This window comes from Sphingobacterium sp. KH_072 (assembly GCF_057837975.1).
The window spans coordinates 2,672,105-2,684,805 of record NZ_CM174457.1; the positions used below are offsets into that span (position 1 = coordinate 2,672,105).

Below are 12,701 nucleotides of genomic sequence, written 5' to 3' on the forward strand. Positions count from 1 at the left end.
AAAGTACAGCTGTCATTCTTTTTCAAAAAATGACGGCTGTACTTTTATTAAACCACTATCCGAATACTAATCCCAAAATGGATTTTGCACCAAATTAGGATTCTTATCTATCTCGGACTGTGGCACAGGGTACCAATAATTCTTCGCGGTAAACACACGACGTTGATATACAGACCTTTTGAAGAATGCTCTGGGGTTGCTGGGACTATCATCTCGCTCTGTTCCAGAGAAATTCATACCGGAGAAATTACCGTTCAATGTGCTTTCCCCTATTTTCCAGCGTCTAATATCCCGATAACGAATGCCTTCATTGTTTAGCTCAACGCGCCTTTCTCGGCGGATGGCAGCACGCATTTGTTCTTGCGATGCCGGAACGGGTAGTGCATTAGCTCCTGTGCCGTACTGCGGTATACCAGCACGCACCCGTATCAAATTAACATACTTCACGATATCTTGATTGCCGGGTTCCACTTCATTCAGCGCTTCTGCATAGTTCAAATATGCCTCGCCCAGTCGATAGAGAATACCCGGTCGATAAGGATTCGTGCCGTTTCTCGGATCATGATTGGGATGTACCTTCTTGCGCAACAAATAGCCATTTTGTGGTGCATCGTGCGTGGGTCCACCATCCCAATTACCACTATAAAACTGCGTCGTACGATTTTCGCGTCGAAACCAAGCGCCGTTGTATAACACCGAAATATAAAATCGAGGTTCGCGACGGGTATACATGTTGAAAGTACCTGCTAAGGTCACTTTGCCATCACCTCTGGATTCTGCCCATTGCGTATTCCGCACTTCATCACTGGCCGAAAAACCATTCTCTGTGTAGCCCGACAATGGATCATTGATTGGCCTACCATTCTCCATGTAAAAAGCATCTACTAAAGATTGGGTAATACCCATACCACCATTACCACCTGTACCACGCGGTTGTGCATGTCTGTCGTATTCCCAGACGTTGGATTCAGGACGCGCAAATAAAATTTCCGTATTTCCATCCTGTGGCCTACGGAACATCATATTCTGATACGATAGAAATGGATCTACACTACCATCTGGATTATATTCTACGTATAATTTATGTCCCGCAGATTCAGCTCTTTCAATCAGCAATTTATTTGCCTCTGCCGCTTTAGTCCACTTATTGGCATCGAGAGCACTGCTGTAAATCTCTACCCCATCTTTGTTCGTAAATCCGTTGTAATCCGCATTGCCGTTGACCAGCGGACTCGCTGCAAAGAGTAAGAAGCGCGCTCGAACTGCCAGACACATAATCGCCGTTGCACGTCCGTACTTTTGCGCATTGCTATAACTATTTGGCAGTAGTTGCGAAACATCCAACAACTCTTGATCTACCCATGCCGCGACTTCGTCGAACGGAGTTTGACCGATCATCAGCTCGTCTTGGCCAGCGGTCGGATCAGTCAACCCTAACTGAAAAGGAATAGCTCCATAGGTTTCGAGCAATAGCGAGTAATAATAGGCAATCATAAACCGCGCTTCTGCCTTCATCAGCCCTACCTCTTCTTCGGTCACCAATTGCGCCGGATTGGCTTTCACATTATCCAAAAATATATAAGCAGAGCGAATGCGTTTGGGAAGTTCTACCCAATAATTCGGCCCCCACGAGCTGCTTGGATTCCAGTTACCCGTTTGTTTACCAATAACGGTCCAACCGAATTGTTCCCAACCGGTTGATGGTGCCATATCGTCAGAAAGTGGATCTAATTCAATATCTCTCGCATAACCCCAGTATGGATCAGGAATATTGCTATATACACCGGCAAGCCAGTCTTCGGTGCGTGTCTTATCGTTGAACACCATTTCTAAGGTAAGCTGATCGTCTGGCATCCTATCCAAGAACTTTGAACACGATGTGAGAATCAATGCAAGAAAGGCACATAGTACTTTTAAAGTATAATTTATCGCTTTCATAATGAGCTATTTTTCCGATTATTTAAAATTCATTTCAAGTCCGAAGGATACCGATTTCATAATGGGATACCGTAATCCATTGTTTACACCAAGCTCTGGATCCCACAATTTGAAGTCGGAAAAGGTCAGCAAGTTATTGCCGCGTGCAAAAACACGGAAATTGCGAATATGGATCGGATCTAACCATTTGCTTGGCAAGCTATACCCGAGCTCTACATTGCGCAAGCGGATAAAACTCATATCGCGCAACCACCAGGTAGAAGCCATATTGTTATTAGCACTTTGGTAATCGGAAAGGCGCGGGTAGAAAACATCTTGACTTGGGTTTTCTACTGTCCACCGATCATCTACATTGGTATACATATTCCCCATGGAACCATTGGCACTTCCCGGAATAAAGTTGGAGCCTCCAATAACGCGATAGCTGTTGCCAATGCCTTGCAAGAAAAAGCCAAAATCTAGCGATTTGTATCGTAGATTGGCACCAAAGCCAAACACAATTTGTGGATCTTCCGTACCACCGATATCCGTCATGTCGAGCGCATCGATGACACCATCGTTGTTCAAATCGCGGTATTTGATATCGCCAGGGCGCACTGGACCAAAAGTATGTCGCGGAATTCCGTCGTGTAACACATTGTTTTCTACATCTGCAAAATCTGCCTCGGTGAATAAGCCTTCGTCCATTAGGCCAAAAAGCTGGCCTACCGGTTTGCCCGTAGAGGAGCGCGATGTACCGATGACCACACTGGGCTCATCTTGTTCAATGATTTTGTTCTTCACGTAGGTAAATGTGCCGCGCATTGATAAAAACAAATCTTCGCTTAGCGCTCTGTTCACATCGAGGGAAAGATCGATACCGCGGTTTTTCACGCGACCATAATTGGCCCATGGCAGCGCGGTAAATCCACTAGAGCCTGGGATAGAGCGTCGTTGCATAAATATATTGCTCCGATCTTCATTGAAGAAATCGACTTGTAAATCCAGCGCATTCCATAGGCCGAGTTCGAACCCAATATTGGCTTTAGCCACCGTTTCCCATGTGAGATTTAAATTGCCTTGGTCACCTTCCATACGCCCCGCTCTCCTAAAATCATTGTCCAAGCCCCATGAATAGCCGCTGCCTTCATTGATTGTCGTGATGTAAGCAAAACGTCTCCCATCTAGTCGGTCATTACCTACCAAACCATAAGATCCACGCAATTTCAACTTGGTAAACGTATCCTTTGTATTTTGCATGAAAGCCTCTTCGGAAATGAGCCATCCTAACGCAAATGAAGGGAAAAATCCGAAACGCTTGCCCGGGGCAAAGTTTTCAGAGCCGTTGTACCCAAAGTTAAACTCGGCGATATATCGATTGTCATAATTATAGGATAGTCGACTCGCAATACCTTGATTACGGTATGGTAATAAATCCCCATTATCATAATTGCGCTGGTTATATAGAAAGAGTGCATCTACATTATGCTTCCCGAACATGCGATTGTAGGTTATCGCTCCTTCCATATATACACTTTTATCGCCCCATTCGGAGTCTGTGCCGTATCCCAGAAATTCTTGTCCGTAGCTATCAATAACCAACCTGAGGTTACCATCTTCGTCGCGCCCGACAGCCGGATTGTAATAATCGGGGCTTTTGCTACGAATTACTGAATTGTTCGCGTAGCGATCAAAAGAGAATAGACCCCGAGCTTTCAGTCCTGGCAGAAAGAATTTCAGATCTTGCTCTACCGAGAAGAGGGATTCTATTTTGCTGGCGCTGAAGCGCTCATAACCACGCTGCGTGGCCAGCGCCCAAGGATTGGTGCGGGATGGCGTGCGGGGGATTTCTCCAGAAGAATAGATCGTGGGATGTACATATGGTGGAATGACAAAGGCTTGAGAAAATAGCTCATCGACACTTTGTGGCGCACGACTGCGATCTTGCAGATAACCACCGATGTTGAGCCTAAATAAGGTCGTTGGGCTCACGTTTACATCCACATTAGAGCGTACGTTGTACCGATTTAATTTTGAAGAGGAATCCCACGATTGGGTGCGATCTCGCTCAATCAATCCACCCTCGCTAAAAAAGGATGTGACTAGTGAGTACCGCAATACTTCTGACCCACCATTGACACTCAAATTGGCTCTAGAATTTTGCGCACTATTCATCAGAATTTCATCGAGCCAATTTACATCTGGATACAGATCAGGATCTACGCCATTGCGAATATTGTCTAAGCGTTCTTGGCTATAAAGACCTTCTTCGCCACGCTCTCTGCGAATGGTGTTCATCACCTCCAAATAATCGGCCGCGCCGATAAATTCTGGAAGTTGTGTGGGCGATGTGATACCCTGCTCGAAGCGTGCGGTCACTGTCGGCTTACCGATTTTTCCGCGCTTCGTGTTGATTAAAATCACCCCATTCGCTCCGCGAACACCATACACCGCGCTTGCGGCAGCATCTTTTAGTACGGAGAATGACTCAATCTCTTCCGGATCCATATTGTCAAGCGAACGCTCTACTCCATCTACCAAAATAAGCGGATTGCGATTGCCACCAAATGTGCTGACACCTCTAATCCAAAAGTTGGAATTGTCGTAACCTGGTTCTCCAGATCGCTGCACTGCGATGACGCCGGCTAATTGACCGGCTAAATTATTACTCATGGAACGAGAAGTACTGTTTTGCAAATTGCGCGGTTGTGTGGTGCTTATTGCACCAACTACCGACGCTCTCCGTTGCGTACCGAAACCGACTACGACGACCTGATCTAAGGTACTCGTACTATCTTCTAGCGCGATGCGATAATCTGTACGCGTATCGAGCGCCACCGTTTTAGATACGTAGCCGAGCACCGAAACGCTTAAATCGGTATCCACAGATGATACTCGAAGCGAAAAACGACCAGCTTCATCGGTGGTGGCTTGCCGGCGGCTGATGTTGGAAATAATGGTGGCATTTGCCAATGGTTTCTGGTTTTCGTCTACGATCTCCCCTGCGATCAGACGGTTTTGTTGCACATTGGTATTTCGAGCTGCTCGCTGTATGATGATCGTCCGATCTTTGAGCGTATAGCTCGCTCCCGTGTTGGCAAATATGGTGCGTAGTACCTCGCCCACGGGTGTATTTACAAATCGATGAGAAATTTTTTTACGATCATCGAAGTCACTAGATGAATAAATAAATTCTAATCCAGTCTGGGTATTTAGGTCTTGGAATGCTTGTTTATACGTTATGTTGTTAAACGATATGGTGATGTTTTCCTGTAAGATATTCGCCGTCAGGGTGTGACTACCGTAAGAATACATGGGAAGCACACAAAAGCATACGATAATTCGCGTCATAGACAGTAATAGTCTATGTTTTTCAATAAACAATTGATACATTTGAAATAAATTGATTAGTCAAATAGTTAATTTTTTAGTACCCAAGGGTATAGGTTAGGAATGTTGCACCATTCCTAACCCTTATTTTAAGCCAACATAGATCACTCCTTTCTTTTCATAATAGGTTATCGTATTCGTCATCTGAATGATTTCTAAAATATCCTCCAATCGCTTATAACGGCTTATAATACCGGTAATCGGAAGATTTTGAACGGATTTTTGTACGATAATATCTTGACCATACCAATCCGCTAGTTCGGTCATCACATGGCGCAATGGTTGATCGTCAAAATAGAATTGCTGTTTGCGCCAAGCCATGAGTTTCTGTTTATTCCCACCAGAAGATGATACATAGATGCGTGGATTATCTGCCGCGACAAATCCAATCTGACCCGGACGAAGCAACACTTGATCTTGGCTCGTATGGTGGCTCAATCGAACGCTTCCTTCATGCAGATGCACGGAATGTTCCGCGCGAGAATTGGCATCGACCGTAAAAACGGTTCCTAATACGGCTACTTGTTGAATAGCCGTCTCTACATAAAACGGAATGTTGCGCCCTTGCCATTCCATTTTGGCAACGTCAAAAGACACTTTCCCTTCCATGTGCAATTTTCTAACAAAGGATGCTTCACTCCATTGGTAGGCAATTCGCGCACCCGATGCTAGTCGCGCCATGGTACCGTCGGACAGCAAGACGGTAAAAGCCATCTTCGTCGGATTCGTGACGATTAAGCTATCCGCGGCATTCTCTGATTGCACAGCCGATAGATCCAAGACCTTCTCATCATTCAGTGCGCGATAATGTGCCTCTTTTGGTACGCTATCTAGCAAATTGGCGTATTGCAATTTGCCTAATGATAGCGTAGGACCATCCTGGATTTGGTTGCCTGCGGCTAATGAATGATCATCGAACCATCCACGCCAATTTATTATATTCGAAAACGTCAGAAAAATTAACAAAATAGCGGCGGCCGGTATAAATATTCGCCGAAAAGGATATCTAATGGGTTGCTTATCGATGATTTGTCGATCGATTTCTTTTTTCATCTGACTTTTGATCTCGCTGAGCTCAGATTCTTTTCTGTCCTGCTGGTCAGATTCTATTTGGTCAAAGAATTTTTCTACCAACTTTTGCTCCGCGCGCGTGGCTTTACCGCGCTGATAACGGGAAAAGATAGATAACAGAAATAGCTTGACTAAATCTTTATTTTGGGACATCAGAAGTCGGTTTATTGATGGTTACTAATTATAAGTCGTGGTAACCTGACCTAACTCCCAAATAAAAAAAGAAAAAAAACGTAAATTATTTTTTCGAGCAGTAACCTGAGCGAGGTTTTCGAGGTAAGTATTTGATTTTGAATCGTTTTTACAGAAACATCTAATGCCGCACTAATCTCCTTTGTAGATCTTCCTTCTTCAAATTGCAGCCTGAATATCTCTCTGCGCTTTTTCGGCAGCTTGGCCATCCAGCTATCGATCATTGCTGCATATTCTTTTTGTAGCAGTTTGCTGTCAGATGCTTCGCAGTCGACCAGTTCATCAATAAAATTTTCTAAGGACTCAAAACGAGTATCTGCTTTGCGAAATCGATCAATCGCCTTGAAGCGTACGGCTTGCTTTAGATAGGTGTGTACATGATTGACTTGCTTAGTGGAGCGCTTGCACCAAAGATCGATGTAAATTTCTTGTATCAGGTCTTTGGCGATGTCTTCATCCTTAGTAATGGCAAAGGCAGTTTGGAAGAGAGACTCCCATGTTCTATGGTAAATCTGGTCAAATGCGGTCTTATGATTCTGCTGGGTAAGCAGAAACAGCTGTTCAAGACTGTGGTGTTCATAATTCGGCATTGGTAGATAACTGGTTAGAAATACTGCGCCGAGCAATTTATAAAATATTAGATCGAAACGCAAAAGTATCCGCACTAAGTTCTACCTTTTGCTATAATTTAATTTGCCTACAGATTCTTCGATCGTAGAAAAGTAGTGATATAGAAGAACAAAGAAATCAAGAGCTGAGGTACGTAATCGCACCGCCAATACGTTAATTAAAACCAGCCCGAAACTCCAGAGGGCTTTGCTTGGTTTTATTTTTGAATATTTTATTGAATGACTGGGGATGCTCGAAACCGAGCTCGTATGCTATTTCGGAGACCGATAAGGATGTCGTACTCAACCTCATTTTTGCGTGGTCAATTATTTTCTTCTGAATGTGTTGCTGCGTATTCTGCTGCGTATAGATACGGAGCACACTTCCCAGATAATTGGCAGAAATGTGCAGTTGATCTGCCATATCTTTCACTGTCGGCAAACCTTTCTTACCTAGGTTTTCGGGAGTGAAGTGTTGAGCCAAAATTTGCTCAAAACGGGTAACTAATTCCTGATTTGATTTTTTTCGGGTAGTGAATTGCCGTTGGTAAAAACGTTCTGAATAAATGAGCAATCGCTCAATCTGTTTTATGATCAAATCCTGACTAAATTGATCGATTGGAGATTGATATTCCCGCTCAATGCTTTCCATAATATCCACAATAACCACTTCTTCCCTATCCGAAAGAAATAAGGCTTCGTTCACGGCGTACGAAAAAAAATCATACGTATTGATTTTCGTAGCTAATTCAGTTCGCCACAAGAAATCAGGGTGTATGAGTAGCAGCCAGCCCGAGGGTTCGACTTGTGCGTCGGGATTCATCTCAATTTTTAGAAATTGATCGGGCGAGCAAAAGGAAAGCAAGCCCGAGTCAAAATCATAGTGTTGCTGCCCATAGTTGAACCGAGCGTTCACATTTCTTTTTAGACCAATAGAATAAAACTGCTGAATCCACTTTAGTGCCGAATCATTGACCGGATAATTCACTTTACTGTAGTCGATCAAGCTGATGAGCGGATGCTCTGGCTTGGGCAAACCGCAAAAAGTATGAAACTCACTCAGTGAATGAAAGTGAAATGTATCGTCCATCGATCTAAAATAACATATTTATACCTATTAAATCTTACTTAGCTAAAATCCAGTGGACAAAGTCAGCTCTTTCCACTTTTCCGCCTCATCACGCAAGAGATTGATCTTCTGTTGCGCCATCTCATAAGCATCCGCACCCATCAACAGGTGTACAGGCGGATTATCCAAAAGACTCACTTCAATCAGCAGCTCTATTCCCTTTTGCGGATCGTTTGGTTGATTACCATTGATCTGTTGCACGTGCTGTGCCTCACTCTCTCTAGCCAATACATAATCATCTATTGGGCGTCCAGGAGTCTTCACTGAACCCGATGACAGAAATTCTGTACGGAAATAACCGGGGTAAACCAATGTGGTGTGCACGCCGAAAGGTTTCATTTCTACTGCCAATGCTTCCGTGAAACCAGCGACTGCAAACTTGGTGGAGCAATAGATTCCAAAAGCTGGAAAGTTGCCCACTAAACCACCAACGGAAGCAATATTGAAAACATGTCCGGATTGTTGTTGGCGCAGATACGGGGCGGTGTGCCGGATCACATTTAGAGAACCAAAAACATTGACATCAAAATTTGTTCTAGCTTCTTCGTCCGACAGCTCTTCCAATGCTCCAATCTGACTATAACCTGCATTATTAACCACAATATCGATACGACCAAATCGTTCCACAGCACTTGTTACGGCATTTTTCACGGCTTCATCTTGGCTAATATCCACCTGTAACGGCAAAAAGTTTTCATGCTCTCCAATGGCTTTTAGTAATGATTCTTCACTTCTCGAAGTACCTACTACATAGTAACCTTGTTTTAAAAGTTCTATTACCAATGTCTTTCCTAAACCTTTGGAAGCTCCTGTAACGAACCATACTTTTTTAGTTTCCATCTTTAATTTGTTTTAATTTTTAGATAGAACAAAGGTTGGTAATTCGAGGCTTTCCGAAGTAGCTGTATCCGTGGAGATAGTAGCCAAATCGTGGATTCACTGATGTTCTACTTTGATAGCGTAGATACTGGCAGCAAGGTCATCCAGAAGAATGGAGATCTCTAAATGGCAAAATATACAAAGACACCTACGATGATGTGAGCTGGGGACCGCGTATGGATGGATCAGAATACATTCCTTGGTATGCTTGGTATCCTGGACATGACCGCTCCTCCCAGACTACTAACCTCAATGCACAACCTAACAATGTGCGGGATTTTTACGAAACCGGCGTTGTATTGAATAATGGTATTACGTTTCGCCAAAGGACCGAAAAGCTAGATTTCAAGGTAACGTATAACAACCAGTATGTAAACGGTTTAACCCGCGAAAGTTCATTAAAACGAAATAACATCAACGTTTCTGGGATATTATTCTGGGCACCTTAATGATCTACAGAATATTATTGAAAACAGTGGAAATGCGAATCTTTCGGCCATTGCCACTATTCTGCAACAGTATATCTATCTTTTTGTCACCAATATGTGGGGCGATGTCCCTTATTCAGAGGCCTTGCAAGGAACTACTGCATTGCTACCGAAGTATGACAGACAGGAAGACATCTACAAAGGAATATTTCTAAAATTGAGCGAGGCGATCGCCGCATTTGACAATAGTACGATAGCTGGAGACGAACAGCCAACTCTATAAAACTATTGGCGGCGATTCAATTATCTAAAAAGGTACCTGCAGCAAATGGGTTTGCCGCACAAGCTTTTCAAGAAGCATTGGCCGCAATTGGTGGAGTAATTACGACGAATGCACAAAATTTTAGATTGGTGTATCCGGGCGGCAACTATCAAAGTGCCTACTTTGCCACCTATTTGACGCGCTCAGATTATTCCGTGAGTTCGACATTGACTGATTTATTGAAATCACTGGATGATAACCAACAAACTATCTATGGTGGCGCTAGCAATGCCAATGGCACAGGAGCGACTACTTCATCGAGCATCGGTGTACCTTACGGATTAGAGCGCCCTGCGACCTTGGCTTTTACAGAAGCAAATCCAACTTGGGCTAGAATTTTGCGTGGCGATAAGCGTACAGATACTTCTCCAGTTTACCTAATCACTGCGGCGCAAGTTGCATTAGCTAGAGCAGAAGCGGCAGATCTAGGATGGACAACAGAAAGTGTAACGACATTGTATCCTCAAGGCATTAGCTTATCATTCGAACAATGGGGTGCAGCTTATAACGCAGCTACTTATTTAACTAATACTAATGTTGTGCTGACAGCACCGGGCACTAATCAGCGCTAGATTGCTACACAACGATTTATTGCGAGTTATCCGGACGGTGCGCAAGCATGGAATATTTGGCGCAAGTCTGGTTATCCTGCTTTGACGCCTTCTCCAGCTCCACTAACGCCTTCAGGACTTATTCTTCGTCGGTACGTGTATACAGATGCTGAGTTATTATCGAATCCAGAGAGCGCAGCTGCAGCAATTGCATTGCTTCCAGGAGGAAACAATCAAGATTCCAGAGTTTGGTGGGATCAACCCTAATCTGAACTATAGTGTGTGATTATAGTTAATAATGAAGTTCTCGCCGCCTGGCGAGAACTTTTTTTTATGTCCTACAGCGAGAGACCGGTATATTTAAGCTATATTAACTTAGGATTAAGAATCTACAAAAACTATCTAAAACAGTTTGACAAGTTTGCCGTTTACCGTATGAAACCTCTGCTTATGACTCTTCCACATTTCAAAACACTCATTTTGCTATTGGGCTACCTAGCTAATGGATTAAGCTCGAACTGCCTGCAAGCACAAGTCGCGAAATCACCTTTGGTATTCGATACGAAATTGACTTACGAAGTACGTTTTTTGGGCGATAGCACCGATTTGCAATCCGTGCGCACAGAGCTTACTCACTTATTAATAAATGATGCTATGTCGCTCTTTGAGTCTAGCCAAGCTGCCGTAATGGATTCCGCAAAATATCTGGTACAAGATGAAACGGAGAAGAAGCGTTTGCGCGCCGCATCCAGTCAAGGCACTACCATTCCTTACAAGATCTTCAAAAAAGCAAACCGCATCACCACCTACGATCTATTATTTAATAATCCAGAAAACACCAGCGGTATAGGGTTCTATTACGATGAAGCTCTCCCAGAATGGGAATTATCTGCTGATACCGCTACCATCCATGGTGTACTATGCCAGAAAGCGACCACTCAATTAGGTAATCGAGAATGGATAGCTTGGTTTACGACCGAAATACCGATCTCCGATGGCCCGTACAAATTTGGCGGACTTCCAGGCTTGGTGGTTCAAGTACAAGACAAGCAAGAGCATTGGATATTTACGCTGCGCGATATAGTAAATGCGGCCGACTATGCGTCTACATTACAAGGGCAGATGGACTTTGACCCACTTCATAGCAAACAAGCTTTCTTGGCAGCGAAGCGCGAATACACTAAATCTATCTTTGAAAAAGAGGAACTGAGGTCGGGTAGAAAATACACGCCAGAAACCCGTGCCATGATAGAAAAAAGATTAAAGTCTTTTGTCAAGCTTTCTAGCAATTGGATAGAATTGGATTATGCACACTAAGCACGTCCTCATCATCTTAGCTCAATCCAGTTGTTATCTCTATCAAAATCCTCTTTAGATTTCCTCTCATCTGTAAATGTATGCCCCTGTGTCTTCATAATTGTAATCCTATTATCGTAGAGATGACGCTTACTTTTAAAAAACTCAGCTTTGGTAGTTACTACGTGCCGCTTATCTGAACAGTTGAAATGAAATTTCTCCGATATTTCTTGAAGTTTTACAAGTTCATATCTCCAAGAATGGGTAGTGTCTTCTACTAAATAAACTAATCCAGGGAGACCTGAGAACTTATATGGGCCATCTGAGATTGGTACGTCGGGATTAAACCAAGCTACCCATGTCCTTCCACCTAATTTCAAGATTGCTTTTTGACAGATTTGTCCATTAATATGCATCGTGTCATTTTCAATAGTCCAATGGAGAGGTTCGGGTTCTTTATATATATAATGCTCTGCTTCCTGTGGCGATAAGATTTCATGCGTTGTGATGGTATTATCATTAAGATTCTTAAAAATAGTTAAATTATTTTTCGTGGCATTTGCCATGTACCAGTCCATAGGCGGCCCAAAAGGGTTTCCAGCAAGACGCTCCACTCTTTTGACAGAATCCATCCGTAGGAATTTGCTTGGCAGAAATAAGGATTCACTATCATTCATATATAGATCAAAATACTCGGTAGCTGCATTGGTTTTATTAGTGGAGTCGCCGTAGAAACTAAGTTTATATACTGCATGATATTTGAACTCATATAGTTTATCATCATGTACACCTTGTGCAAAAAGCATTGGAGAACTGTAAAAAATACATATAAATAATAGTAGGTATCCAAATCGCATGTTGAAGTCTTTTATTGATGATTTATAAATTTTATTGATTGTTTCGGGTTTGTTTTAGTTC

At 43.2% G+C, this 12,701-nt stretch carries 9 protein-coding genes and 1 pseudogene; 3 read left to right on the forward strand and 7 right to left on the reverse strand.

The window, feature by feature from the left end; all coding sequences use genetic code 11:
* Nucleotides 1-66: 66 nt before the first annotated feature.
* From AC3IRT_RS12050 to AC3IRT_RS12075, 6 genes are all read right to left on the reverse strand, one after another.
* Nucleotides 67-1,938 (reverse strand): RagB/SusD family nutrient uptake outer membrane protein, encoded by a 1,872-nt coding sequence (locus AC3IRT_RS12050; protein ID WP_489393467.1) that lies wholly within the window; start codon nucleotides 1,936-1,938, stop codon nucleotides 67-69.
* An 18-nt stretch (nucleotides 1,939-1,956) separates the two neighbouring features.
* Entirely contained in the window at nucleotides 1,957-5,268 is a 3,312-nt protein-coding gene (locus AC3IRT_RS12055) for a TonB-dependent receptor (RefSeq protein ID WP_489393468.1), read from the reverse strand.
* Nucleotides 5,269-5,391: 123 nt separating this feature from the next.
* A complete protein-coding gene (locus AC3IRT_RS12060; protein ID WP_489393469.1) occupies nucleotides 5,392-6,531 on the reverse strand; it encodes a FecR family protein in 1,140 nt (379 codons plus the stop codon).
* 50 nt (nucleotides 6,532-6,581) lie between these two features.
* Nucleotides 6,582-7,160 carry an RNA polymerase sigma factor gene (locus tag AC3IRT_RS12065; RefSeq protein ID WP_489393470.1) on the reverse strand — a complete coding sequence of 193 codons (579 nt, stop codon included), beginning with the start codon at nucleotides 7,158-7,160 and terminating at the stop codon, nucleotides 6,582-6,584.
* A gap of 193 nt (nucleotides 7,161-7,353) precedes the next feature.
* Entirely contained in the window at nucleotides 7,354-8,268 is a 915-nt protein-coding gene (locus AC3IRT_RS12070; protein WP_489393471.1) for a helix-turn-helix domain-containing protein, read from the reverse strand.
* 42 nt (nucleotides 8,269-8,310) lie between these two features.
* Nucleotides 8,311-9,147 carry an SDR family NAD(P)-dependent oxidoreductase gene (locus AC3IRT_RS12075; protein ID WP_489393472.1) on the reverse strand — a complete coding sequence of 279 codons (837 nt, stop codon included), beginning with the start codon at nucleotides 9,145-9,147 and terminating at the stop codon, nucleotides 8,311-8,313.
* Between the two features lie 197 nt (nucleotides 9,148-9,344).
* Between AC3IRT_RS12075 and AC3IRT_RS12080 the strand changes: the two genes are divergently transcribed.
* From AC3IRT_RS12080 to AC3IRT_RS12090, 3 genes and pseudogenes are all read left to right on the forward strand, one after another.
* A complete protein-coding gene (locus AC3IRT_RS12080) occupies nucleotides 9,345-9,635 on the forward strand; it encodes a hypothetical protein (protein WP_489393473.1) in 291 nt (96 codons plus the stop codon).
* Nucleotides 9,636-9,651: 16 nt separating this feature from the next.
* Nucleotides 9,652-10,754: pseudogene (locus AC3IRT_RS12085) on the forward strand (SusD/RagB family nutrient-binding outer membrane lipoprotein).
* Between the two features lie 183 nt (nucleotides 10,755-10,937).
* The gene (locus tag AC3IRT_RS12090) at nucleotides 10,938-11,804 is read left to right on the forward strand and encodes a GLPGLI family protein (RefSeq protein ID WP_489393474.1); all 867 of its coding nucleotides are present in this window, start codon (nucleotides 10,938-10,940) and stop codon (nucleotides 11,802-11,804) included.
* Nucleotides 11,805-11,815: 11 nt separating this feature from the next.
* On the opposite strand, the gene AC3IRT_RS12095 is transcribed toward AC3IRT_RS12090, so the two are convergent.
* Nucleotides 11,816-12,640 (reverse strand): GLPGLI family protein, encoded by an 825-nt coding sequence (locus AC3IRT_RS12095; protein WP_489393475.1) that lies wholly within the window; start codon nucleotides 12,638-12,640, stop codon nucleotides 11,816-11,818.
* Nucleotides 12,641-12,701 lie beyond the last annotated feature (61 nt).

Excerpts from the sequence above, each read along its gene's own strand:
- AC3IRT_RS12050 (WP_489393467.1), bottom strand. The coding sequence starts at position 1,938 with ATGAAAGCGATAAATTATACTTTAAAAGTACTATGTGCCTTTCTTGCA.
- AC3IRT_RS12055 (WP_489393468.1), bottom strand. The coding sequence starts at position 5,268 with ATGACGCGAATTATCGTATGCTTTTGTGTGCTTCCCATGTATTCTTAC.
- AC3IRT_RS12060 (WP_489393469.1), bottom strand. The coding sequence starts at position 6,531 with ATGTCCCAAAATAAAGATTTAGTCAAGCTATTTCTGTTATCTATCTTT.
- AC3IRT_RS12065 (WP_489393470.1), bottom strand. The coding sequence starts at position 7,160 with ATGCCGAATTATGAACACCACAGTCTTGAACAGCTGTTTCTGCTTACC.
- AC3IRT_RS12070 (WP_489393471.1), bottom strand. The coding sequence starts at position 8,268 with ATGGACGATACATTTCACTTTCATTCACTGAGTGAGTTTCATACTTTT.
- AC3IRT_RS12075 (WP_489393472.1), bottom strand. The coding sequence starts at position 9,147 with ATGGAAACTAAAAAAGTATGGTTCGTTACAGGAGCTTCCAAAGGTTTA.
- AC3IRT_RS12090 (WP_489393474.1), top strand. The coding sequence starts at position 10,938 with ATGACTCTTCCACATTTCAAAACACTCATTTTGCTATTGGGCTACCTA.
- AC3IRT_RS12095 (WP_489393475.1), bottom strand. The coding sequence starts at position 12,640 with ATGCGATTTGGATACCTACTATTATTTATATGTATTTTTTACAGTTCT.